Source organism: Beijerinckia sp. 28-YEA-48, from assembly GCF_900104955.1.
In the GTDB taxonomy this organism is placed as follows: domain Bacteria; phylum Pseudomonadota; class Alphaproteobacteria; order Rhizobiales; family Beijerinckiaceae; genus Terripilifer.
Window position 1 is genome coordinate 642,988 of the sequence record NZ_FNSI01000001.1, and the last position, 23,743, is coordinate 666,730.

Consider the following 23,743-nt stretch of genomic DNA (forward strand, 5'->3'; position numbering starts at 1 on the left):
TGGGATGGGCCGCTGTCCGCCTATTTGGCTCGGGCGGCGGCGATCCGATCGGCGATTTTTTTCTGGTAGTCGGCGATGGGCATATAGCCTTCACAGGAGCGGCAGAACTGCTCCGATTCAGCTCGAATGTCTGCCGCCGGCTTGGACAGATCGAGATCGTCGATCCGCGGCTGCGGGATGTACCATTCAGAATCGGCGAAAACCTCGACCCGATTGCCCTCCGGGTCGAAGAAATAGGTCGACCAGGCATTGCCGTGATTGGTGGCATAGATGCGGCCTACGCCAGGCGCATCCTTGGCGCGCCGCCACGCTGCCTGCACATCTTCCAGCGCCGGGACGCGGAAAGAAATCTGATTGATCTGCGAGAAGGAGTCTTTCGGCCGCCCGCCGACCAGGACGAGCTGGTGATGTTCGCGTGGGTCGCCACTCAGGAAGACGAGGGGATTGCCGCGGGCTTCGCCCCGGTCGGTCACGATGAAACCGAGCATCCGGGTGTAAAACTCTTCCATCATGGGCAGGTCGGTGACGTAGATGCCGAGGTGGCTGAAGCTCATACGGCCGGTTGCATCTTGCTGGGCCACTGTATCCTCCGTCTTTACCGGGTCTGACTGTCCCAATAGGCAAGCGGTAGCGTGGGCGCCGGGACAAGGCAATATCCGACAATTGACAGCGCCGCGGTCGTTGGCGCAAGAGCCTGTCTGGGCGGCTCGATCTTGGATCAAACCAAGCGAGCCTAAGCGAATGGCGAGGAAACACGATGGCGGAAGGCATTATCGTCAAGAAATCGGACGATCTCCTGGAAATCACGCTCAATAATCCGGAGCGGGGCAATGGCCTCTCCGATGAGCAGATTGTTTTTCTAGGCGATACGTTCATCAATGAGCACGACAAGGTGCGCCTGATCGTTCTGCGCGCCAATGGCGATGATTTCTGCATCGGCCGCGCCGGAATGGGGACCCGACCGCAGACGCGGCCCGAGGCGCTGGCTCTGCGCAAGATGAGCGATATCGTGTTTCGCTGCTACGGCGCGGTGCGGGCATCCAAGGCGCCGGTCCTGACCATGATACAGGGCAGGGCGCTGGGCTTTGGCTGCGCGCTCGCCTGCGTGTCTGACATAACGATTGCGGCGGAGAATGCCTCCTTCGCCATTCCAGAATTCAGCCATAACATCATGCCGACAATGGTGATGTCGTCGCTGGTCGATCGGGTGCCGCTGAAGTCGCTGATGTATCTGGTCTGGACCAGCAAGGTGATTTCGGCTCACGAGGCCCAGCGGATCGGCGCGGTGAGCGACGTGGTGCCGCGGGCCGATCTTGAAAAGACGACCCAGGCGCTGATCGACAGGCTGATGAAAGCGCCGCGTCCGGCGGTTCTGGCGGTCAAGGAATATGCCCATGGCTCCATGACCATCGACACCGCGAAGGCGATCGACTTTGCCCGCAACATCCACAGTCTGATCAATTCATCCAGCGAGATGGACGTCAAGAAGTAGGCAAAATCGCGTTTCTCTCGAAACGCGATTTGCTCTAGCGCGCGGTGGCTCCACCATCGATGGGAATGACCTGTCCGGTGATGAAGCTGCCGGCGCCCGATGCCAGGAGCAGTGCCAGCCCCTTGATCTCGGAGGGGTCGGCCATGCGCTTCAAGGGCACGGAATCGCCCATGGCCTTGGCGCGCTCGGGCTCGCGAAACAGGCGGCCGCCGGCGATATTGGTCATGAATGGTCCTGGCGCGACGCCGTTCACGTAGACATTGAACGGCGCGAGTTCGAGCGCCGCCAGGTGAACCAGATGGATTACGGCGGCCTTGGTGACGGTATAGGGATAGCCTGAGACTTCCGACGTTCGCAGGCCCGAGATTGATGCGGTGACGATGATCCGGCCGCTGCGTTGCTGCTTCATGATCGTAGCGGCTGCCTGCAATGTGGCGAAGACACCGGTCTGGTTGATCTTCACCACGTTGTTCCAGACATCGAGATCAATGTTTTCAATATAGCCGGCTTCTTCGCTGATCGGGGCGCCGCCGGTGATCCCGGCATTGGCGACGACGATGTCGAGCTTGCCATAGTGATTGGCGGCATTCTTCACGGCTGTGCGGATCGCGGTCGGTTCGCGAACGTCGAGTTCGATCGCGGTGGCCTGGTGTCCGGCGGCGTTGAATTTGGCTAGGGCCTTGTCTAGGCCGGCGCGATCGGCATCGGCCAAAGTGACGAGGGCGCCATGCTCAGCGAAGCCCTCGGCCATCGCATAGCCGAGGCCGCTCGCGGCTCCGGTCACGAAGGCGGTCTTGCCGGTGAGATCAAACAGTTTGCTCATAAATATTTCCTGGGATTCTTTTGCGAGGTCTGACAATTCAATTAGTGCATCACGCTGCCGCCATCGACGACGAGGGTTTGCCCGGTCATGAAATCGCTATCCGGGGAGCAGAGAAATACCAGCGTTCCAGTTAGATCTTCCGGTTGCTGCTCTCGCTTGAAGGCGCGGCTGTTCACGGTGGCGTTGAAGCCTCCGCTGTTCATGTCGGGATTAGCCAGCACGCCCTCGCTCATGGTGAAGCCGGGTGCAATAGCATTGACGTTGATGTTGTAGTCGCCGAGTTCGCGCGCGACACAACGGGTCAGGGCAACAATGGCACCCTTTGACGCGACATAATGGGTGATGCCGGTCTGTCCTTTGAAAACCGTGCCCGAGGCGATGTTGACGATCTTGCCGGACTTCTGGCGCATCATGATCGGCGCCACGGCTTTGCATAGCAGGAACGGGCCGCGAACGTTCACGGCCATCACATCATCCCATTCTTTCTCGTCGATCTCGAAAAACTTCTGCCGCTTCAGATTGGCGAAAATAGCGGCATTATTGACTACGGCGTCGATGCGGCCGTGGCGTTTGACAACTTCTTCCACGAGGTCCGTGGTGGATTTCGCCGAGGCGACGTCACAGGCGATGAAAGTGGCGCGTCCGCCGGCGGTTTCGATCTCCTGCACCGTGCCGATGCCGTCGCGCACGTCGGAAACGATGACGATGGCGCCCTCGGCTGCGATCGTTTTGCAGAAGGCCGCGCCGATCCCGCGCGCGCCACCTGTCACAATGATGATTTTGTCTTGCAGGCGTCCCATGACCGTTTCCTCATTTGTTCTTTGACCGAAGCCGGCGCCAACTTATGTGGATGTCCAGCTGAATTCAATGTCTTCGGCCGGGCATTGACAGTGGATGTTCCACCTGGTGGGCCGCTAGACGGTCCCGCGAGCGCATGGCAAGAACCGCTTATAGGCGTCGATCAAGAACGGAATGAGGAGGGCTTGATCGACGGGGCCGTCATAAAGGGGGAGGTTATGAACGCAATCGCCGAACGGATCGTCGCGCCAATTTCGACGGGCGAGCTGGAAAGACGCTGGAAGCTCGTGCGCGGGGCGATGAAGGCGCGCAACATTGATGTTCTGATCATGCAGAACAACAATGATTTCATGGGCGGCTATGTCAAATATTTCACCGATATTCCCGCGACAAACGGCTATCCGCTGACCGTGATTTTTCCGCGTGACGATGAGATGACCGTGATTATTCAGGGTCCCTTCGGCATGGATACTCCTGTTGCAGCTGGCGATCCATTGTATCGCGGTGTCAAACGCCTCATGGGCGTGCCCGGTTATGCCAGCGCATCCTATTGCAAGCACTATGACGCGGAACTGGCGGAGAAGGCGCTGTCTGCCCACACGCGCGCCACGATTGGGCTCGTGGGCACGTCATCCATGCCCTATGCCTTCGTCGACTATCTGCAGCGCGGCAAGCTGTCGAATTCGGTCTTCGTCGATGCAGCCGATCTGGTCGATGAAATCCGCGCCATCAAAAGCACCGAGGAAATCGCCGTAATGCGGGCGACCTGCGCCATGCAGGACATGCAGATGGAGGCGGCGTTCAAAGCCGTCGGGCCAGGCAAGAGGGACATCGAGGTGATGTCGGCGGCCCGCCACGCGGGCACATGCGTGGGCAGCGAACAAGGCTGGTATATGAGCGCGTCGGGCCCGGTGGGGACGGCTGCGGTGATGTCGCCACCGCATTTGCAGAACCGCATCATCAGGGCCGGCGATCAATATACGATCCTGATCGAAAACAATGGTGCCGGCGGTTATTACACCGAACTGGGCCGGACTTGCGTGCTTGGTAAAGCCTCTCAGGAGATGAAGGACGAATTTGCCTTCGTCCTGGAGGCGCGCCAGCACACGTTGAACCTGCTGAAGCCAGGCGCCTCCTGCAAGGACATCTGGGAGGCGCACAACGCCTTCATGAAGAAGAATGGCCGGCCGCCGGAAGAGCGGCTTTACTGTCACAGCCAGGGCTATGACATGGTCGAGCGGCCGCTGGTACGCTTTGATGAGACCATGACCATCGAAGCCAATATGATCGTGTCGGTGCATCCTACCTATGTGACGTCGACGACCTACAGCTGGGCTTGCGACAACTTCCTTGTCACCGACAAGGGCACTGAGCGTCTGCATAAATCCCCGGAGAAGATCACCGAGCTCGGCTGAGCTCGGTGGGATTATTTAACGAGCAGCTTTTTCATGCGTTCGCGGAAGTTCAGCAGCGCCTGTTCAAGGACAGGCCGCTGCTGGGCAAAACGCTGTTCCGGGACCGGGATTGAAATGGCGACTGGGCGACCGAAACTGTCGAGCAGAGCGGTGCCGACGGCGTTGATGCCTTCGCCATGCTCGCCGAGGTCATAGGCGAGATGGCTTTTACGCGCGCGATCAAGTTCGCGTAGCAACCCCTTGCGATCTGTAAGGGCGTAGTTTGTATGTTCGGCGACGCTGCGATCGATCAGGTCGTTCATGTCTTCGCCAGCGAAACAAGACAGAATCGCCTTGCCATTCGACGTGCAATGCAGGGGGAAGCGTTCGCCCACAGCTGAGAGGGCGACAAGCCTCTGCTTGCCTTGCACCTGATCGACGAACATCGCCGATGCACCTGACAGAACCGAAAGATCGACGGTCTCGCCGACCTCATCGCCCAACGCGCGCAGATGCGGCGCGATGATCTCGGTTGTCGTGGAGCCTGCTGTCGCCGCCAGGCGAACGAGACCGGGGCCGATGCGGACACCTGAACCAGTGCTGCTTGTTGAAACGAAACCTTCCGCGGCGAGAGCGCCGACGATGCGCTGTACCGTGGAGCGGGCCAGGCTGACACGCTTGGCGATCTGTCCGAGGCTCAGGCCATCGGGCTTGTCTTCGAGCGTGCGCAGCACGTTCGCCGCGCGGGCGATAACCTGAATGCCACCATGCGAGCGTCGCGCGGTCGCCGGGCTTGTTCGGCCAAAAGACACAGTGGGCATTCCGTTCCTCAGTCATGTCGCGTTGTTGAGTTCATGTACCGCATAGCGAGCGGCAAAATCTGCATGAACCGCTTCGTGGTCATTGACCACTATATGATACACTTGTATCGTATTATGAAAATCGGCTAAACGCCAACTGCATTTTTCAACTCGCGCCAAGAGGGCGCCGTGCAGAGAGGGAGGACTGATCGATGTCGATCACGGTTCGCGGCATTAAGTTCGACAGCAATCTCGACAATCCGATGGGCTTGAAGTTTTACAACCTGTCTCATCGCTTCGGATATCAGTCGCCGAACTGGCCGTATTTCGAAGACGTGAAGATCGAGCGCATCCATTACATGGCGAAGTCGGGCGTGCTGTCGCAGCGCATTACCACCAGCATGCACAATACCACTCACATCGACGCCCCGGCGCATGTGGTGGCGGGCACGCCCTTTATCGATGAAGTGCCGTTGCCGCATTTCTTCGGCTCGGGCATCGTCATCTCGCTGCCGAAGAAGCAATGGGAATCGATCACCTATGACGATCTCGAAAAGGCAGCTGGCAAGATTGTCCGTCCCGGCGATGTGGTGATCGTCAACACCGGTTGGCACCACATTTACGAGGACAACGAAGATTATTTCGCGCGTGCGCCGGGCTTCGTTTCGTCGGCCGGACATTGGTTCGTCGAGAAGAAGGTGAAGGTTGTCGGCCATGACACCCAGGCCAACGATCATCCGTTGGCCACCGCCATCGGCCCGCACCGCAATGGTCCGCTGCTGCCGCACCTGGCTGAGGAATACAAGCAATGGTCCGGCGGTCGCGACTGGAAGGATGACTTCCCGGAATGGGAGCCGGTGCATCGCATTCTGTTCAAGAATGGCATCCTCGGCATTGAGAACGTCGGTGGCGATCTCGACGCGGTGACCGGCAAACGCGTCACCTTCGCGTTCTTCCCGTGGAATTGGGATCGCGGTGACGGCTGCATCATCCGTCTCGTCGCCATCACCGACCCGGGCCAGGCTTATCGGATCGAGAAGGGGGAGGCCTTCTAATGCTGGTCAAGCGCTATCAGGACGCCAAGCCCTATGAGGCGGCCAATCACCGTGAGGTGAAAGGCCTACGCCTGCAAGGATTCGAGAAAGGCGGGCCGACCAATCAATGGGTCGGCCTCTCCCACTTCCTTCCTGGTGGCGGCGCCGGGCCAGATTCGACGCCGTTCGAGAAGATCTATGTGGTCGTCGAAGGCGAGATGACGGTGATCATCGGCGGGCAGGAGACCGTGCTGAAGAAGTTCGACTCTTGCACGATCGCACCCAACGAAGTGCGCGAGATCATCAATCGCACGAACCATGTCTGCGTGATGATGGTCGTCATTCCCTATCCGCCGGGGTACAAGCATGAGTGATTATCTCAAGAATCCGCTGTCGCTCTTTGACGTGAAGGGCAAAGTTGCCGTCATCACCGGGGCGTCGGGCGCCTTCGGTGCGTTGGCGGCGCAGATTTTGGCGGGAGCAGGCTGCAAACTAGTGCTCACCGCCGGCAAGAAAGCCGATCTCGACGCAGTAACGAAAGGCTGCGTCGAAGCCGGTGCCGAAGTCGAGGCGCTCAACGTGCGTCCCTCGACCGAAGCGGCCTGCGACGGCATTATTGCCGCGGCGGTCAAGCGTTTCGGTCGGGTTGATATTCTTGTCGTCGCTTCTGGCAAGAATGACGTGGCGAAGATCGTCGATATGGCGCCCGAGCGTTTTCTCGACGTCATGGATGCCAATGTCACGCAATCCTGGCTGATGGCGAAAGCCTGTTCCAAGCAGATGCTGGCGCAAGGGCAGGGCGGCAAGATCGTGCTGATGTCTTCAGCCCGTGGTCTGCTCGGCCATCCGGCTGGCTATACGGCCTATTGCGCGTCCAAATCGGCGGTCGATGGCATGACCAAGGCGCTCGGCTGCGAATTGGGGCCAACGGGAATCACTGTCAACGCTATTGCGCCGACGGTGTTCCGCTCGCCGCTGACGGCGTGGATGTTCGAAGACAACGACAACGCCAAGGCGGTGCGCAGTGGCTTCCTGTCGCGTGTGCCGAAGGGACGTCTGGGCGAGCCGGAAGATCTCGCCGGTCCGCTGTTGTTCCTAGCGTCGAAGGCTTCGGATTTTTACACCGGGCACATCCTTTACGCTGATGGCGGCTATACGGCGGGGTAGGTCATGGCAGCCAAGCAAAAGATCGCGGTGATCGGTGCTGGTCTTATGGGCCATGGCATCGCGCAGGTATTCGCCGTCGCCGGCCATCAGGTTGCCATTACCGATCCGGTGCCGGCGGCCTTGCAGCTGGCGCCGGAGAAGATCGTCCGCAATCTGAAGGATATGAAGCTTGATCCGTCGGCGGTGGAGCGTATCTCGCTGCATACTGCATTAGCGGATGCGGTTGCGGGCGCTGATGTGGTTTTCGAGGCGGCGCTCGAAAACATGGAGTTGAAGCAGAAGCTCTTTGCCGAAATCGAAGCGGCCGCGCCGCCGGATGCGATCCTGGCGTCGAACACGTCGGTGATGCCGATCACGCAGATCATGGCGAATATTCGCAATAAGTCGCGGGCGCTCGGCACCCATTGGTGGAACCCGCCTTATCTGGTGCCGCTGGTCGAAGTGGTGCGCACCGTCGATGTGTCGGACAAAGTGGTGGCGGAGATGATGGCGCTGCTCGCTTCGGTCGGCAAAACGCCAGTCGAAGTGAAGAAGGATGTGCCAGGCTTCGTCGGTAACAGGTTGCAGCATGCGCTCTGGCGCGAAGCTATTGCCATTATCGAGGAAGGCATCTGCGATGCCGCCATGGTCGACCAGGTGGTGAAAGCCAGTTTCGGTCGCCGCCTGCCGGTGTTGGGTCCGATCGAGAATGCCGACATGGTTGGCACCGATCTGACCTTGGCGATCCACCAGCAAGTGCTGCCCTATATCGACAGCCGGCCGGCGCCATCGCCGCTCCTGGAAGAGAAAGTCAAGAATGGTCAGCTTGGTTTCAAGAGCGGGGAGGGATTCCGCTCATGGACCGAAGCCGAACAGAATGCGCTGCGCAAAAAAGTGCTGGACCATCTGATGGAGATGGACGCGAAGGAGCGCACCGTCAAGGAAGAGTAACGCTAAGCAAGCATAACACTGGTGGCGCTGTCACAAGGAGGGTGGGATGAGGGAGAACGATAAGACGAATACGACGGGCGGCGCGACGCGGCGTCAGGTTGTCCGTGCCGGAGCCGCGGTTCTGGCGGCGCCCGCGATCTTGCGGGCGATTCCAGCCAACGCGCAGAGCCGAACCCTGAAGATCGGTTTCGTCAGTCCGCGCAGCGGGCCACTCGCTGGTTTTGCCGAAGCGGATGAATTCATTCTGGCGCAGGTGCGCCAGATGATCGGCCAGGGCATTACCAACAATGGTGTGCGCTATCCCGTCGAGATCATCGTCAAGGATAGTCAATCTAACCCCAATCGCGCCGCTGAAGTCGCAGCCGAACTGATCAATGGCGACAAAGTCGATATCATCACCGCCATTGCCGCGCCGGAGACGACCAATCCTGTTGCCGACCAGGCGGAAGCCAACGAGATTCCCTGCATCACGACGAACTGCCCATGGCAGCCGTATTTCTTCGGCCGTAACGGCGATCCGAAGAAGGGCTTTGATTGGACCTATCATTTCTTCTGGGGGCTGGAAGACGTGATCGCGGCTTTCCTGAGCATGTGGGATGAACTGCCGACCAACAAGGTTGTCGGCGGCATCTTTCCCAACGATGCGGATGGTAATGCTTGGGGCGATCCCAAGATCGGTCTGCCGCCAGCTTTGGCCAAGGCTGGCTATAAGCTGATCGACACCGGCCGCTATACGCCGATGTCGAACGATTTCACCGCGCAAATCTCGGCCTATAAGCAGGCCGGCTGTGAGATCGTGACCGGCAATATGATTCCGCCGGACTTTGCAACGTTCTGGGCGCAATGCGCCCAGCAGGGCTTCAAGCCGAAGATTGTCACCATCGGCAAGGCGCTGCTGTTCCCCTCTGTCGTCAACAATCTTGGCGACCGTGGCGATGGCTTGTCTTCGGAAATCTGGTGGGGGCCGACGCATCCGTTCAAGTCGAGCCTCACCGGGCAATCGGCCAAGGACCTGACGGATGCCTATATGGCTGCCACCAAGCGGCCGTGGACGCAGCCGATCGGCTTCACCCATTCGCTTTTCGAGGTGACGCTCGACGTGCTCAAGCGTGCCAAGGATCTGAAGAGCCCCAAGTCGATCCTCGCCGCGATCACCGAAACGAATGTGAACACGATTGTTGGCCCGATCAAATGGGGCAATGGTCCGGTGAAGAATGTCACCAAGACGGAGTTGGTCGCCGGCCAGTGGGTCAAGGGGCCGAATGGCTTTGATCTGGTGATCACCACCAATAAGCCGGCGCCGGATATTCCGGTTGGCGGCAAGTTGAAACCGCTGGCCTGACGAACTTGCCGGACGAACAGGAAACGGTGGCGTCGCCATGACTGCTATTCTCACGCTCGAAAAGCTGAGCAAGCGCTTTGGCGCCGTCACCGTGGCGGACGCTCTTGATCTGACCTTGGCTCCGGGCGAGGCGCTCGGGATCATTGGGCCGAACGGGGCCGGCAAGACCTCTTTGTTCAATATGATTGCCGGCGCGATCAAGCCGAACAGCGGCCGTGTTCTGTTCGAGGAACGGGATATCACGGCGCTATCGCCAGCGCAGCGCTGTCGCATAGGTATCGGCCGTTCATTCCAGATCCCGCAACCGTTTTCGGGCCTGACGGTGTTCGAGAATCTTTGCGTGTCCGGCTTCTTCGGCAATACGCGCTCGAACATCGATGTGACCCAGCGCTGTGTCGAGGTTTTGGAACTGACCGGTCTTCTACCAAAAGCCAATGTGGTGGCCGCTTCGCTCTCCTTGCTGGAGCGCAAGCGGCTCGAACTGGCGCGGGCGTTGGCCGGCAACCCGAAGCTCCTTCTGCTCGATGAAATCGCCGGTGGCCTGACGCCGCATGAATGCGAGGAATTGGTGATCGCCATTTTGAAAGTGCGTGAGACCGGTGTCGCCATCATCTGGATCGAACATGTGGTGCATGCGCTGTTGGCGACCATCGACCGGTTGATGGTCCTAAACCAGGGGCGCAAGCTGATGGACGGCGATCCTAAGATGGTCATGGGCAGCCGCGAAGTGCGCGAAATCTATCTCGGGGTCGAGGCCGATGCCTGAGACTAAATTGCTCGAAGTCAGAAACCTCGATGCGTTTTACGGGGCATTTCAGGCGCTGTTTGGCATCAGCCTGTATGCGGCGCGTGGTGAAACATTGGCGATCATCGGCGCCAACAGCGCCGGCAAGTCGACCCTGATGAAGGCGATCGTTGGTCTCGTGACGACCCGCAATGCGGAAATCTGTTTTGGCGGGGGGGAACTCGCCGGCCGGCCGACACAGCAGATCGTGCGTCAGGGCATTGCCCTGGTGCCGGAAGGGCGTCGTTTGTTTCGCTCGCTCTCGGTGGAGGAGAACCTGCTCGTTGGCGGACATCTGCATCGCCCCGGGCCGTGGTCGCTGGCTGCGATTTATGATCTCTTTCCAGTGCTTGGAGAGAAGCGTCATCAACCATCAACGTCGCTCTCCGGTGGCCAGCAGCAGATGGTCGCCATCGGTCGGGCGTTGATGGCCAATCCGGATCTGGTGTTGATCGACGAATTGAGCCTTGGTCTCGCGCCGATCGTCATCCGCGATATCTATGCGGCTCTGCCGCGCGTCACGGCGGCGGGAACCTCCGCCATTATTGTTGAACAGGATACGTCGCAGGCGCTGGCGGTGGCCAATCGCGTCTATTGCTTGCGCGGCGGACGGATCACGCTGGAGGGCACGCCAGCTTCCTTGACGCGCGATGCCATTTCTGCAGCCTATTTCGGGGTGTGATGATGGAATGGGCTAATGTGATCTTGCAGGGCATTCTGGTAGGCGGGCTCTACGCGCTGTTTGCCACCGGCCTGTCGCTGATCTTCGGCGTCATGCGGCTGGTCAATATTGCCCATGGCGATTTGATTGTTCTGGCTGCTTATGTGGCGATGCTGTGTGTGACGCAGACCTCGATCCACCCGCTGGTGGCGATCTTTCTGGTGGCGCCGGTGATGGCGGTCGCCGGTTATGGCTTGCAGCGAATCTTGTTCAATCGGACGCTCGGCGCCGACCTGCTGCCGCCGCTACTGGTCAGTTTCGGTCTGTCGGTGATCATTCAGAACGTTCTGTTGCAGGTCTTCACCGCCGATAGCCGCAAGCTGAACGCCGGCGCCATCGAAACCGCCACTCTGCCGCTCGTCAATGGTCTGTCGGTGGGGGTTCTGCCATTGTTGATGTTCGTCGCTGCGGTTGTGATCATCGCCGCTTTGCAGTTCATGTTCTATTCGCTGCCGATTGGGCGGGCGCTGCGCGCCACGTCGGATGATCCGGAGGTGGCGCGGTTGATGGGCTATGACAATCGCCATCTCTTCGCAGTGGCGATGGCGCTGTCGCTTGCTGTCGTCGCTGTGGCCGGTGTCTTTCTAGCTGTGCGCTCCAATTTCGATCCGGCGCTCGGACCGTCACGATTGATCTATGGATTCGAGGCGGTGATCATCGGTGGTCTCGGCAATCTGTGGGGCACTTTGGCGGGTGGCGTTATCCTCGGTGTTGCCCAGGCCATCGGCGCCAAGATTGATCCGGGCTGGCAATTGCTGGCGGGCCATTTGGTTTTTCTCGCTGTCCTGGCATTTCGGCCGGAAGGGCTATTTCCGAAGGTGGAAGGATGAGCGCGCCGTCCTTTCGTATTTCCCGTTCGACGCCGGAAAGCCGTGTCGCGCTGGTGCTCGGTATCCTCGCGCTTGTGGCGCTGATTGCGGGTCCTTATTGGATCGACCGCAATGGCATGCGCATCGTCGGCGAGTTTCTGATCTATCTCAGCCTCGCCAGCATGTGGAATCTGCTCGCCGGTTATGCCGGGCTCGTCTCCGTTGGGCAGCAAGCTTATGTCGGTTTCGGCGGCTATTTTCTTTTCGCCTGGGCGATCTTGCTCGGATGGCCGCCGCTGCTCGCCATTCCTTTCGCCGGCATTGCCGGTGCGATTGTCGCGCTGCCGGTGTCGCTGCTCGTCTTCCGGCTGAAGGGGGCTTACTTTGCCATCGGCACCTGGGTGGTGGCGGAAGTCTTTCTGCTGCTGGCGGCGCAGATTTCTGTGCTGGGCGGCGGCTCGGGCATCAGCCTGCCGATCGCGGTGGTGCGTTCCATCGCCGAGAGCCGCGATGGCCGCGACATGGCGATTTATTGGTCGACCCTTGGGGTTGCGGTCGTGATCCTGATCGGCACCTACCTCCTGCTGCGTTCGCGTTGGGGATTGGCGTTGCAGGCGATCCGCGATGGTGAACTGGCGGCGGCGACGTCCGGCGTCAGCGTCGCGGCGGCGAAACGACTGCTCTATGTGGTCGCTGGCGCTGGTGGCGCGATGATCGGCACGCTGATTTTTCTCGCTAAGCTGCGCATTTCGCCGTCGGCTGCTTTCAGCGTCAACGATTGGACGGCCTTTGTTATCTTCATCACCGTGATCGGGGGGATCGGGCGCATCGAGGGGCCTATTGTGGGAACCTTCGTCTATTTCCTGTTGCGCGGTGTGCTGTCCGATCTCGGCCCGACCTATCTCATCATTCTTGGCGCCGTTGCTGTCGGCGTCATGCTGTTTGCGCCGAAAGGCCTGTGGGGGCTGGTGGCCGATCGTTTCGGCTGGCAGCTCTTCCCGGTCAGCCGTCGCCTCGTTCTTGACCCATCCGTATCTGTCGTAACCTCAAAAGGAGCATGACATGGCGAAAAAGCCGTCCAGCAACAAAGTCATCATTACCTGCGCGGTCACGGGCGGTATTCATACGCCCACCATGTCGGAATATCTGCCGATTACGCCCAACGAAATAGCCGAACAGGCGATCGCTGCTGCGGAAGCTGGCGCCTCGATCCTGCATTTGCATGCGCGTGACCCGAACGATGGCCGGCCGACGCCAGATCCGAAAGTGTTCATGCAGTTCCTGCCGCGCATCAAGCAGGCCACCGATGCGGTGGTGAACATCACCACCGGTGGTGGCCTACAGATGACCGTCGAGGATCGTCTCGCCGCGCCGTTGCAGGCGTCGCCGGAAATGTGCTCACTCAATATGGGATCGATGAACTTCGCCCTTCATCCTTTGGCGGATCGTTACAGCAATTGGAAGCATCCCTGGGAAGAACCCTATCTGCGCTCGTCCAAGGGCGGCATCTTCCGCAATACGTTCGACGATATTGAGAAGATTTATCGCCTGCTTGGCGAGGGCCATGGCACGAAGTTCGAGCATGAGTGCTACGATGTCGGCCATCTCTACAATCTGGCCCATTGCCTCGACGCGGGCCTGTTCAAGCCGCCGGTGTTCCTGCAGCTTATTTTCGGCATTCTCGGTGGCATCGGCACCGATCCGGAAAATCTGATTTTCATGAAGCAGACGGCTGATCGGTTGTTTGGCGATGAATATCGCTGGTCGGTTCTCGCTGCTGGTCGCTTCCAGATGCCGTTCGCCACGCAAGCGGCGATGATGGGCGGCAATGTGCGCGTTGGTCTTGAGGACTCGCTGTTCATCGGGCGCGGCAAGCTCTCGACGTCCAACGCGGAGCAGGTGAAGAAAATCCGCCACATCATCGAAGAGCTGGGCTACGAGGTCGCCAATCCGACCGAGGCGCGTGCCATGCTCGGCCTCAAGGGTGCCGATCTGGTGAAGTTCTAGAGCATTTTCGAGCGAAGTGGACGCCGGTTCGCGTGAAGAAAATGCGTCAAAATAGAAAGCTAGAGCTCGGTTCTGGACCGAGCTCTAGGATTACTGGCGGTCCGCGGTGCCATCATCGCGGACCGCTTTGACATAGCGGGCGACAGAGCTGCGCACCGCCTCTTTACCGCCTTGCTTGATATCGCGCTCGAAGAAAGCGCCGTAGATGACATCGAAGGCGAAAGGTTCGAGGGCGCGGCCGATCCGTTCGACGGAGGGGGCGGAGAGCGGCAGATAATTGGGATAGCTGCGCATGAAGGCCACGTGCTTGTGGTCTGCAGCCACCTGGGCGATGTCACCGGTCAACAGCGCGCCGCGTCCCGCGCCCCCTTTGGCCCAATGCAGCACCGCGCCGCCAGCGAAGTGACCACCGCAGTGGATCAGGGTTACACCCTCCGCCAGGGCGAGCGTTTCGCCTTCCCAGAAACGGATGGCCGGATCGGGCCGCATCACCCATTGGTGGTCCGCCTGGTGCAGATGGATCGGCGCGTTGAAGGCATGGCTCCAATCCACCATCGTCGAATAATAATGCGGATGGGAAATGGCGATGGCGGCGAGGCCGCCGAGGCCGTTGACGATGTCGATCGTCGCCTGGTCGAGCAGGGGCACGCATTCCCACAAAATATTGCCGATCGATGTGCGCAGGATCTGGGCGCGCTGGCCGATGGCGAACACCGGAGTGGTGGCGAGGCCGAGTAGGCCGTCTTCCAGGGTGCGGAAGGCGTTCATGTGGCGCCGGCCGATCGCCTCTATCACCGTCCATTGCTGGCCGGAGAGGGGAACATATTGCCGCTCGTCCTCGCAGATCGGGCAGTTGCTGGGTTCCCTGTCGCTTGGCGGGAAGCCGGTGCCGCAGGTGATGCAAATAAAGGACTGCATGGAACCCCTTGTCGTTGAGCGAACCGATAGTGCGATGTTGCCGCGGATTTCCCAAGAATTGGTTCTGAAAGAGTTGGTTTCAAAGAACTGGTTTTCAAAGCGCGGATCCGCAGGCTAGAAGGCACTGACGGGTCGATGAACAGACTCAAGAGGAAACGCGAGGCAGGGTTCCATGCGACAGCTGAAGCTGACGATTGCGACGACGGACTATGACCATTTTCGGGATTTTCGCACCGGTGCGGTGCAGGCGGAGGGGATCGACCATACCTGGCTGACGCTCGGCCACCATGAGGTCTTCGCCCGTTTCACGCTCAACCGGGAATGGGATGTCTCGGAATTGAGCTTCGCCAAATTCATGACGCAGGTGACGCGCGAGGATAGCGACATCGTCGGCCTGCCGATCGTCTGTTCGCGGCTATTCCGCTTCAGTTCGTTTTACGTCAACAAGAAGAGCGGCATCAAAACCGTCCAGGACCTGAAGGGCAAACGGGTGGGATCGCCGGAGTGGGCGCATTCGGCCGCCGTCTATATGCGAGGATGGATGCACAACGAGGCCGGGGTCAAGCTGCAGGATGTGCATTGGTATCAGGCCGGCGCCAATGCGCCGGGCCGGGTGGAGAAGGTCGAGCTGAACCTGCCACCTGGTGTCGAAATCACCCGCGTGGCCGACAAATCACTGTCGCAGATGCTGGCATCCGGCGAGATCGATTGCGCCATCATCGCCCGGCCGCCGACTTGTTTCCTGGAAGGCCATCCGGATGTGGTGCGGCTCTATCCTGACTATCTCGGGATGGAGGAGGAATACTACCAGCGCACCAAAGTCTGGCCGATCATGCACATCATCGCTGTGCAGAAGCACATTGTCGATGAAAATCCGTGGGTTGCCCGCAATCTGGTCAATGCTTTCGAGGAATCGAAGCGGCGCAGCGTCGAGCGCCTGCTCGATCCGGCGGTCTCGCGCTATCCGCTGGCCTGGCTGCCGACCTATGGTCGAAAAATGCGCGATATGTTCGGCGGCGACCCGTTCCCGTTCGGAATTGAGGCCAATCGGCCGACTTTCGAGCAGATGCTCCTCTACACTTACCAGCAGGGGATCGCCCATAAACACGTGACGCCGGAGGATCTGTTTCCGAAGGGCGTGATGACCAAAATTGTAGTTTAGGAGGCGTAACCCTTTGGTCGGTCAGCGAAAGAGGGATGTTGATCTGGATAATTACGTTATAAAAGCGTAATATTATATTTTATCCTAAACATAAAAGTGAATTGACGTTATAGTCGTCGGCGCTTAGATGAATGGAACAATTCCAGATTATCTCTGGATTATGGCGTTCCTCAGCCCAGGAGCCTTCGACTATGTCTAATCCGAAGCGGGTGCCGCTTCCGGCCATGCTGTTGGCCAATGACCTGCTGGACGGCGATGTCGTCTTCAGCACCGGTGCTGGCTGGACGCGCGATCCAGCCGAGGCGGTGATCGCTTACGACGATGTGACCGCCGACAAATTGGAAGCTCATGCCAAGGCGGCTTTCGCCGCGCAGCTGGTCGTCGACGCCTATCTCGTTGACGTCGACATTGACGCGGAAGGGCGGCCGACGCCGCGCCATTTCCGCGAACGTTTCAAGACATTGGGGCCCAGCAACCGGCCCGATCTCGGCAAACAGGCGATCTACCGGACGCAGTAATGTGTTCGAACGCTATTGCGCCCGAGATATCAGCCGATCGCAAGGATTGAAAAATGTACCGCTATGATGAGTTCGATGAACGGTTTGTCCGCGAGCGCGTCGCGCAGTTTCGCGATCAGGTCGCGCGCCGGCTCGACGGATCGCTGAGCGACGATGAGTTCAAGCCGCTGCGGCTGAAGAACGGCGTCTATCTGCAGTTGCATGCCTATATGCTGCGGATTGCCGTGCCTTACGGCACCTTGGCCTCGCGCCAACTGCGGCAGCTGGCTTTGATCGCCGATCGTTACGATCGTGGCTACGGTCATTTCACCACCCGGCAGAACATGCAGTTCAACTGGCCGAAACTGCGTGACGTGCCCGACATTCTGGGCCTGTTGGCCGATGTGGAAATGCATTGCATCCAGACTTCGGGCAATTGCATTCGCAACGTTACCGCCGACCATTTCGCGGGCGTCGCTGCCGATGAGCTGGAAGATCCGCGTCCGACCGCCGAACTCATTCGGCAATGGTCGAGCCTGCATCCGGAATTCAGCTATCTGCCGCGCAAGTTCAAGATCGCGGTGACGGGCGCTGAGCATGATCGCGCTGCCGTGAAGGTGCACGACATTGGTTTGCGCATTCTCAAGCATCCGCAGACCGGCGAGATCGGCTATGAGGTCATCGTTGGTGGCGGCCTGGGACGCACGCCGCTGATCGGCAAAGTGATCCGCGAATTCTTGCCGAAGGACGAGCTGCTCGCCTATCTCGAAGCGGCGATGCGCGTTTATAATCTCGAAGGCCGCCGCGACAATAAATATAAGGCGCGGGTGAAAATCCTGGTGCACGAGATCGGCGCCGAGGAATTTCGCAAGCGCGTCGAGGCCGAATACGCCAAGCTCAATGGCCCCTCGATCAATGCCGATCCGGCCGAGGTCGAGCGGATTGCTGCTTATTTCGCGCCGCCGACCTATCAGAAATTGCCAGGCGACTCGAAGGCCTATGCGGCGCAGCGCGCCGCCAACACGGCCTTCGCACAATGGGCCGATGCCAGCGTGTTTCAGCATCGCGTTCCCGGCTATGCGGCGCTGACGATTTCGCTCAAGACCATCGGTGAAGCGCCTGGCGATATCACCTCGGCGCAGATGCGCACCGTCGCCGATCTGGCGGAGAAATATTCCTTCGACGAATTGCGTGTGACCCATATGCAGAACGTGGTTCTGCCGAATGTGAAACAGTCCGACCTGTTCGCGATCTGGAACGCGCTGCGCGAAGCGGGGCTGGCCGAAGCCAATGTCGGGCTTGTCACCGACATCATCGCTTGCCCCGGCCTCGACTATTGCGCTTTGGCGACGGCGCGGTCGATTCCGATTGCCCAGGCCATTGCCAAGCGGTTTCAGGATCAGCAGCGTCAGCGCGAGATCGGTCCTCTCGGGATCAAGATCTCCGGCTGCATCAACGCCTGCGGCCACCACCATGTCGGCAATATCGGCATTCTCGGCCTTGAGAAGAACGGCGTCGAGAATTACCAGATCACGCTCGGCGGTGACGCGACGGAGAATGCCGCGATCGGTGATCGACTGGGGCCTGGCATCGATGCGGACGAAGTGCCGGACGCGATCGAGAGGCTGGTCGAAGTCTATCTGAGCGAGCGCCAGAAGGACGAACCATTCATCGATACGGTGCGGCGAGTTGGTGTTGCTCCATTCAAGGATGCGTTCCTGGCCAAAAGCAAGGAGGCTGAACATGCCGTTGCTTGATCGTTCCGGCTTGAAGCCGGAGACTTTTGCGCGGGCCGAAAGCCTGATTGATGCGGCCGGTGACGTCATCGTGCCGTGGGCGAATGTGCAGGCCGTGATTGAAATTGGCGCGGGCAATCATCGCCTGGGCGTCGATGTGCCGAACAACCTTCCTGTCGATGACATTCTGCCGTTGGCCGATAAGTTCGATCTGATTTCGGTACCTTTCCCGTCCTTCGCGGATGGTCGCGGTTTCAGCATCGCCAGGCAATTGCGGGATCGTGGCTATCGCGGTGTGCTGCGGGCGCAAGGCAAGCTGATTGCCGATCAGTTCGCCTATGCGCTGGCCTGTGGCTTTGATGAGGTTGAGCCGGCCGACGATGTCTTCGCGCGCCAGCCGGTCGAGCAATGGTTGGCGGCTGCGTCGCGCATCACCGCTGTGTATCAGCGCGGGTACAACGGCGCGGCGAATATTCTTGACCAGCGTCGCGCCGCGCGCGCCGCCAAGGTTGCCGAGGTCAGCCATGTCTGAGCCGCGCATCGCGCTTGCCGCGCAACTCGATGAAAGCTTTCGCGCTCTCGATACGCTCAACCGGTTGCGGCTGCTTTGTGATGAAGTTGGCGGTCGGATCGTCTTTACTTCCAGCCTCGGGATCGAAGACCAGGCGCTGACCCATCTGATCCTGGCGAACGATCTGCCGATCGAGGTGGTGACGCTCGACACCGGCCGGCTGTTCCAGGAAACCTATACCGTCTGGACCGAGACTGAAGCGCGTTATGGTCGGCGCATCCGCGCCTATTATCCGCGCCATGAAGCGCTGGAAGAACTTGTCGCCCGTCAGGGCATCGATGGTTTCTACGAGTCCGTCGCGGCGCGCCACGCCTGCTGCGATGTGCGCAAGGTCGAGCCGCTGAAGCGAGCGCTTGAGGGCGCCAGTGTCTGGATCACCGGCCTGCGCGCCGGGCAATCGGCTGGCCGCAGCGCTGTTGGCTTCGTTGCTTTCGATAGCGGCCATGGTGTGTTGAAGGCGAATCCGTTGCTCGATTGGGAGCGGGAGCAGCTGACCGACTTCATTGCAGAGAACCATGTTCCGGTGAATGCGCTGCATGCGCGGGGCTTTCCCTCGATCGGCTGCGCGCCCTGTACGCGGGCGGTGGCGCCGGGCGAGTCGGAACGGGCCGGGCGCTGGTGGTGGGAAAACGAAGACCAGAAGGAATGCGGTCTTCACGTCGATGACAGCGGCAGGCTGGTGCGCGCCAAGGCGCCCGCTACGGCCGAAGGACCATTCAGATGATACAACTGACCCATTTGCAGAAGCTGGAAGCTGAATCGATTCACATCATTCGCGAGGTCGCGGCCGAATGCGAAAAGCCGGTGATGCTGTATTCGATCGGCAAGGATTCCGCCGTGATGCTGCATCTGGCGATGAAAGCCTTTTATCCCGGCAAACTGCCGTTTCCGTTGTTGCATGTCGATACGACCTGGAAATTCCGGGAGATGATCGAATTCCGCGACCAGCGCGCCAAGGATCTTGGTCTCGACCTGATCGTCCATATCAACGAAGAGGGCGTCAAGGCGGGTATTAATCCGTTCGACTCCGGCTCGCGTCTGCACACCGACGTGATGAAGACGCAAGGGCTGAAGCAGGCGCTCGACAAATATGGTTTCGATGCCGCCTTCGGTGGCGCGCGTCGCGACGAAGAGAAGTCGCGCGCCAAGGAACGGGTATTCTCGTTGCGCTCGGCCGAGCACCGCTGGGATCCGAAGAATCAGCGTCCGGAACCGTGGCGGCTTTACAATACGCGCAAGCGGCCGGGCGAAAGCTTTCGTGTTTTTCCGCTGTCCAATTGGACCGAGGCGGATGTGTGGTCCTATGTGGCCTTGGAGAATATCCCGGTCGTCCCGCTTTATTTCGCCAAGGAACGGCCGGTCGTGCGCCGCGATGGCGCCCTGATCATGCGTGATGACGAACGGATGAAGCTGCGACCGGGTGAGGTCGTCGAGAATATGAAAGTCCGGTTCCGCACGCTGGGGTGCTATCCGCTGACAGGCGCCATCGAGAGCGATGCGGAAACCCTGGGCGAAGTGATCGAGGAGATGCAGCAGTCGCGTTCGTCTGAACGCCAGGGCCGCATCATCGACCATGACGGCAATGGCTCCATGGAGCAGAAGAAGCAGGAAGGTTATTTCTGATGGACGCGTTGATCGATGTGCGTCCTCGGGACGAGAACAACCTGGCTTTGGCCGTATCGGAGCTTCCGGCGCAGAAGTCGTTGCTGCGCTTCATCACCTGCGGATCGGTGGACGACGGCAAGTCGACGCTGATCGGGCGCATCCTGCACGATACGGGCGGTGTGTTCGACGATCAGCTGGAGACGTTGGAAAACGACTCCCGCAAGTTTGGCACCCAAGGCGCACGCGTCGATTTCGCTTTGCTCGTCGATGGCCTTTCGGCCGAGCGCGAGCAGGGCATTACGATCGATGTCGCCTATCGCTATTTTTCGACGCCGCGCCGGTCCTTCATCGTCGCCGATACGCCGGGCCATGAGCAGTATACGCGAAATATGGCGACGGGCGCCTCGACCGCCGAACTGGCCATCATTCTCATCGATGCCCGCAAGGGCGTGTTGCCGCAGACGCGCCGCCATTCCTTCATCGTCTCGATGCTGGGTGTGCGCGAAATCGTCGTCGCCATCAACAAGATGGATCTGGTGGCCTGGAGCCAGGAGGTCTACGAGCGCATCGTTGCCGACTACCGCGAGATGGCGAAGCATCTGGGCTTTACCAATGTGGTTTTCGTTCCGGTTTCCGCGCTTGAGGGCGACAATGTCGCCGCCGCTTCGCAGGCGATGCCTTGGTATCGCGGCGTGACGCTGCTGGGGCATCTTGAGACCGTGGTGCCGCAGGTGGCTGCCGCGCGCGACGATGGTTTTGCCTTTCCTGTGCAATGGGTCAGCCGCCCCAATCTCGATTTCCGTGGTTATGCCGGTTGGCTGACCCGTGGCCAGGTCGCGGCGGGCGATGACGTCGTTGCTCTGCCGAGCGGACGGCGCAGCCAGGTGCAAAGGATTGTCACCGCTGACGGCGATTTGCCGACGGCTGTTGCCGGCCAGGCGGTCACCCTGACCTTGGTCGATGAGATCGACATTTCGCGTGGCGACGTATTGGTTTCCGCCGCCTATGCCGGCAAGCCGCGCTCCGAACTGACGGCCAAGCTTTTATGGATGTCGGAACGGTCGCTCGCGGATGGATCGACTTATCTTCTGAAGGTCGGTACCACGACGGCACAGACCAAAGTGAATGTCTCGCGCACCGTCGATATTCATACCTATGAAGAAGCGGCGACGCAGCGTCTCAACATGAATGAGATCGGCATCGCCACGCTGACGCTCGATCGTCCGATCGTCGTTGACGATTATCGGGATGACCGGGAGCTCGGTGGTTTCATTCTCATTGATCGTTGGACCAATGAAACGATGGCGCTGGGCTTGGTCGATTCGAGGCTCGCTGCGGCGCCGCCGGTTGCCGATGGTGAAGCAGCGACGACCGTCTCGCGGTCCTGGCTGGCGCGCACGTTCGACGTGCGTCTGCCACTCAGAAGCCAGGCCAGGCGCGATCTGATCCGGCGCTCTCTCATCGGCCATGGGCCGCTGTCGGTCCTGATCGGCGCGGTTATTTTCGGGCTGACCGGAACCGTCAGCGTGGCTGTTGGCGTCGCCCTGATTGATCTGGTGGCGCGCAATTTGCTTGCCTTTTATGTCGCCGGTGCGGGTCAGCAAGTCACGGACCTGAGCGAAGTCCCGAGCGTCAACGTCGATGGCGACGGCATTTGAACGGACTGTGGTCATGAGTAACAGCACGTGGGCAGATCTTCCGGAACAGGGGCGGCGCATTGATGCGCTGAGCAGCCTGCCGCTGTTCCACAAGTTGCAGGGCGCTTCGGTTCTGCTGGCCGGGCAGGGCGATGCGCTGACCTGGAAAGCCGAACTCCTCGCTGCCGCCGGCGCCCATGTGGTCGTCGTCACCGACGAGACGTTCACGTCACCATCGCTGGTAGACGGGGCGTTGGGCCGGATCGAATGGCGTGAGTACACTTGGTCGGATGAAGACTTTTCCGGCATGCGGCTGGCGATCGGCGCCTTTGACGCGGCTGCCGAAGCCAAGGCCTTTTCGGATGCGGCACGGGCGCGAAATATCCCGGTGAATGTTGTCGATCGACCGGAGTTCTGCGACTTTCAGTTCGGCGCGCTGGTCAATCGCTCGCCACTGGTTGTTGCGATTTCGACCGATGGCGCCGCGCCGGTTTTCGCGCAGGCTTTGCGGGCACGGATCGAGGGATTGCTGCCGAACGGATTCTCCGACTGGGTCAGCACGGCGAAGACCTGGCGGACGTTGCCGGCCTTGCGTGAGGCGAGCGCCAGCTTGCGCCGTAATTTCTGGAGCGCCTATGCGCGGCTCGCCTTCTCGCGCCCGCAGACAGCGCCGTCAGAGGAAGATCGGGAAGTGCTGATGTCTCAGGTTCTGTCTGGCGGTGGCAAGACGGGTCGGGTCAGCCTGGTTGGGGCGGGTCCTGGCAATCCGGAACTGCTCACCCTGAAGGCCGTGCGGTTGCTGCAAGCCGCCGACGTGATCCTCTATGATCATCTGGTCTCGCAAGAGATCCTCGACTTCGCGCGTCGCGAGGCCAAGCGCATGTTGGTCGGTAAGACCGGCTATGGACCCTCCTGCAAGCAGGATGACATCAACCGGATGATGGTGTCGCTGGCACGGGAAGGTCGTCATGTGGTGCGGCTGAAGGGCGGCGATCCCGGTATCTTCGGGCGGGCGGGCGAGGAAATCGCGGCGTGCCGGGCGGCCGGTATCGCAGTCGAGATCGTGCCGGGCATTACCACCGCGCAGGGCGCGGCAGCGGATCTGGGAATCTCCCTCACGCATCGCGATCATGCGCAACGCGTGCAGTTCGTCACGGGTCATGCGCGCAGCGGCACGCTGCCCGAGTCGATTCGTTGGGAGGCCATCGCCGATGGTGCGGCGACGACGATCATCTATATGCCGCGCAAGACCCTTGGCGGATTGCGGGACGCGGCGCTGCAAGCTGGGCTTTCGCCTGACACGCCGGCGGCTGCGGTGTTCTCCGCCACCCGCGAGAACAGCCGCACCTTCATTGCCACGATCGCGACTTTGCCGGAACAGCTGGAGGCGATCGATCTCGACGGCCCGGTGATCGTGATGATCGGTTCGGTGCTGAACGAGGTCGCGGCCTTGGCCGATGATGTGACTGAGTCTCTCGTTGAGACCGTGCCGCAACGGTCCGCGGGCGCGGCATAA

The 23,743-nt window shown here is 60.1% G+C and carries 25 protein-coding genes; 20 read left to right on the forward strand and 5 right to left on the reverse strand.

The window, feature by feature from the left end:
• Nucleotides 1-20: 20 nt before the first annotated feature.
• The gene (locus BLW50_RS02955) at nt 21-581 is read right to left on the reverse strand and encodes a VOC family protein (RefSeq protein ID WP_090697155.1); all 561 of its coding nucleotides are present in this window, start codon (nt 579-581) and stop codon (nt 21-23) included.
• A gap of 176 nt (nt 582-757) precedes the next feature.
• Between BLW50_RS02955 and BLW50_RS02960 the strand changes: the two genes are divergently transcribed.
• Nucleotides 758-1,492, forward strand: a complete 735-nt coding sequence (locus tag BLW50_RS02960; protein ID WP_090697157.1) for an enoyl-CoA hydratase/isomerase family protein — start codon at nt 758-760, stop codon at nt 1,490-1,492.
• 34 nt (nt 1,493-1,526) lie between these two features.
• On the opposite strand, the gene BLW50_RS02965 is transcribed toward BLW50_RS02960, so the two are convergent.
• Together BLW50_RS02965 and BLW50_RS02970 are read right to left on the reverse strand one after the other, a co-directional pair.
• Entirely contained in the window at nt 1,527-2,315 is a 789-nt protein-coding gene (locus BLW50_RS02965) for an SDR family NAD(P)-dependent oxidoreductase (protein WP_244544122.1), read from the reverse strand.
• 41 nt (nt 2,316-2,356) lie between these two features.
• Complete coding sequence (locus tag BLW50_RS02970) at nt 2,357-3,115, reverse strand: SDR family NAD(P)-dependent oxidoreductase (protein ID WP_090697159.1); 759 nt, start codon at nt 3,113-3,115, stop codon at nt 2,357-2,359.
• A gap of 216 nt (nt 3,116-3,331) precedes the next feature.
• Here BLW50_RS02970 and BLW50_RS02975 point away from each other — a divergent pair, with 216 nt between their 5' ends.
• Nucleotides 3,332-4,528, forward strand: coding sequence for a M24 family metallopeptidase (locus tag BLW50_RS02975; protein WP_090697161.1), 1,197 nt, complete (start codon nt 3,332-3,334; stop codon nt 4,526-4,528).
• 11 nt (nt 4,529-4,539) lie between these two features.
• Here the strand turns inward: BLW50_RS02975 and BLW50_RS02980 are convergent, their stop codons facing one another.
• Entirely contained in the window at nt 4,540-5,328 is a 789-nt protein-coding gene (locus tag BLW50_RS02980; protein ID WP_090697163.1) for an IclR family transcriptional regulator, read from the reverse strand.
• Between the two features lie 191 nt (nt 5,329-5,519).
• Between BLW50_RS02980 and BLW50_RS02985 the strand changes: the two genes are divergently transcribed.
• Genes BLW50_RS02985 through BLW50_RS03030 form a run of 10 tightly spaced genes read left to right on the forward strand, consistent with a single transcriptional unit; the run spans nt 5,520 to nt 14,101 of the window.
• Complete coding sequence (locus tag BLW50_RS02985) at nt 5,520-6,362, forward strand: cyclase family protein (RefSeq protein ID WP_090697166.1); 843 nt, start codon at nt 5,520-5,522, stop codon at nt 6,360-6,362.
• Complete coding sequence (locus tag BLW50_RS02990) at nt 6,362-6,715, forward strand: cupin domain-containing protein (protein ID WP_090697168.1); 354 nt, start codon at nt 6,362-6,364, stop codon at nt 6,713-6,715. Before BLW50_RS02985 ends, BLW50_RS02990 begins: the two co-directional genes overlap by 1 nt.
• Nucleotides 6,708-7,508 (forward strand): SDR family NAD(P)-dependent oxidoreductase, encoded by an 801-nt coding sequence (locus tag BLW50_RS02995; protein ID WP_090697170.1) that lies wholly within the window; start codon nt 6,708-6,710, stop codon nt 7,506-7,508. The genes BLW50_RS02990 and BLW50_RS02995 overlap by 8 nt, the downstream gene beginning before the upstream one ends.
• A gap of 3 nt (nt 7,509-7,511) precedes the next feature.
• Nucleotides 7,512-8,438 (forward strand): 3-hydroxyacyl-CoA dehydrogenase family protein, encoded by a 927-nt coding sequence (locus BLW50_RS03000; protein WP_090697173.1) that lies wholly within the window; start codon nt 7,512-7,514, stop codon nt 8,436-8,438.
• 46 nt (nt 8,439-8,484) lie between these two features.
• Nucleotides 8,485-9,780, forward strand: coding sequence for an ABC transporter substrate-binding protein (locus BLW50_RS03005; protein WP_090697175.1), 1,296 nt, complete (start codon nt 8,485-8,487; stop codon nt 9,778-9,780).
• Nucleotides 9,781-9,817: 37 nt separating this feature from the next.
• Entirely contained in the window at nt 9,818-10,546 is a 729-nt protein-coding gene (locus BLW50_RS03010; RefSeq protein WP_090697177.1) for an ABC transporter ATP-binding protein, read from the forward strand.
• Nucleotides 10,539-11,246 carry an ABC transporter ATP-binding protein gene (locus BLW50_RS03015; RefSeq protein WP_090697180.1) on the forward strand — a complete coding sequence of 236 codons (708 nt, stop codon included), beginning with the start codon at nt 10,539-10,541 and terminating at the stop codon, nt 11,244-11,246. Before BLW50_RS03010 ends, BLW50_RS03015 begins: the two co-directional genes overlap by 8 nt.
• 2 nt (nt 11,247-11,248) lie before the next feature.
• On the forward strand, nt 11,249-12,115 hold the full coding sequence (locus BLW50_RS03020; RefSeq protein ID WP_090697183.1) for a branched-chain amino acid ABC transporter permease: 867 nt from the start codon (nt 11,249-11,251) through the stop codon (nt 12,113-12,115).
• Entirely contained in the window at nt 12,112-13,155 is a 1,044-nt protein-coding gene (locus BLW50_RS03025; RefSeq protein ID WP_090697186.1) for a branched-chain amino acid ABC transporter permease, read from the forward strand. Before BLW50_RS03020 ends, BLW50_RS03025 begins: the two co-directional genes overlap by 4 nt.
• 1 nt (nt 13,156) lies before the next feature.
• Nucleotides 13,157-14,101: a 3,5-dioxohexanoate:acetyl-CoA acetone transferase gene (locus BLW50_RS03030; protein WP_090697188.1), complete on the forward strand. Its 945-nt coding sequence runs from the start codon at nt 13,157-13,159 to the stop codon at nt 14,099-14,101.
• A 90-nt stretch (nt 14,102-14,191) separates the two neighbouring features.
• Here BLW50_RS03030 and BLW50_RS03035 read toward each other — a convergent pair whose 3' ends face one another.
• Nucleotides 14,192-15,019, reverse strand: coding sequence for an MBL fold metallo-hydrolase (locus BLW50_RS03035; protein ID WP_090697191.1), 828 nt, complete (start codon nt 15,017-15,019; stop codon nt 14,192-14,194).
• Between the two features lie 172 nt (nt 15,020-15,191).
• Here BLW50_RS03035 and BLW50_RS03040 point away from each other — a divergent pair, with 172 nt between their 5' ends.
• The 8 genes from BLW50_RS03040 (at nt 15,192) to cysG (ending at nt 23,743) form a co-directional block, all read left to right on the forward strand.
• Nucleotides 15,192-16,181: an ABC transporter substrate-binding protein gene (locus BLW50_RS03040; protein WP_090697193.1), complete on the forward strand. Its 990-nt coding sequence runs from the start codon at nt 15,192-15,194 to the stop codon at nt 16,179-16,181.
• 191 nt (nt 16,182-16,372) lie between these two features.
• Nucleotides 16,373-16,699: a DUF2849 domain-containing protein gene (locus BLW50_RS03045; protein ID WP_090697195.1), complete on the forward strand. Its 327-nt coding sequence runs from the start codon at nt 16,373-16,375 to the stop codon at nt 16,697-16,699.
• A 53-nt stretch (nt 16,700-16,752) separates the two neighbouring features.
• Nucleotides 16,753-18,435, forward strand: coding sequence for a nitrite/sulfite reductase (locus BLW50_RS03050; protein ID WP_090697198.1), 1,683 nt, complete (start codon nt 16,753-16,755; stop codon nt 18,433-18,435).
• Entirely contained in the window at nt 18,422-18,946 is a 525-nt protein-coding gene (locus BLW50_RS03055) for a DUF934 domain-containing protein (RefSeq protein ID WP_090697201.1), read from the forward strand. Before BLW50_RS03050 ends, BLW50_RS03055 begins: the two co-directional genes overlap by 14 nt.
• Nucleotides 18,939-19,709, forward strand: coding sequence for a phosphoadenylyl-sulfate reductase (locus tag BLW50_RS03060; RefSeq protein WP_090697203.1), 771 nt, complete (start codon nt 18,939-18,941; stop codon nt 19,707-19,709). The genes BLW50_RS03055 and BLW50_RS03060 overlap by 8 nt, the downstream gene beginning before the upstream one ends.
• Nucleotides 19,706-20,608: a sulfate adenylyltransferase subunit CysD gene (gene cysD, locus BLW50_RS03065; RefSeq protein WP_090697205.1), complete on the forward strand. Its 903-nt coding sequence runs from the start codon at nt 19,706-19,708 to the stop codon at nt 20,606-20,608. The genes BLW50_RS03060 and cysD overlap by 4 nt, the downstream gene beginning before the upstream one ends.
• Complete coding sequence (cysN, locus tag BLW50_RS03070) at nt 20,608-22,248, forward strand: sulfate adenylyltransferase subunit CysN (protein WP_090697207.1); 1,641 nt, start codon at nt 20,608-20,610, stop codon at nt 22,246-22,248. Before cysD ends, cysN begins: the two co-directional genes overlap by 1 nt.
• Nucleotides 22,249-22,261: 13 nt before the next feature.
• Nucleotides 22,262-23,743 (forward strand): siroheme synthase CysG, encoded by a 1,482-nt coding sequence (cysG, locus tag BLW50_RS03075; RefSeq protein WP_090697210.1) that lies wholly within the window; start codon nt 22,262-22,264, stop codon nt 23,741-23,743.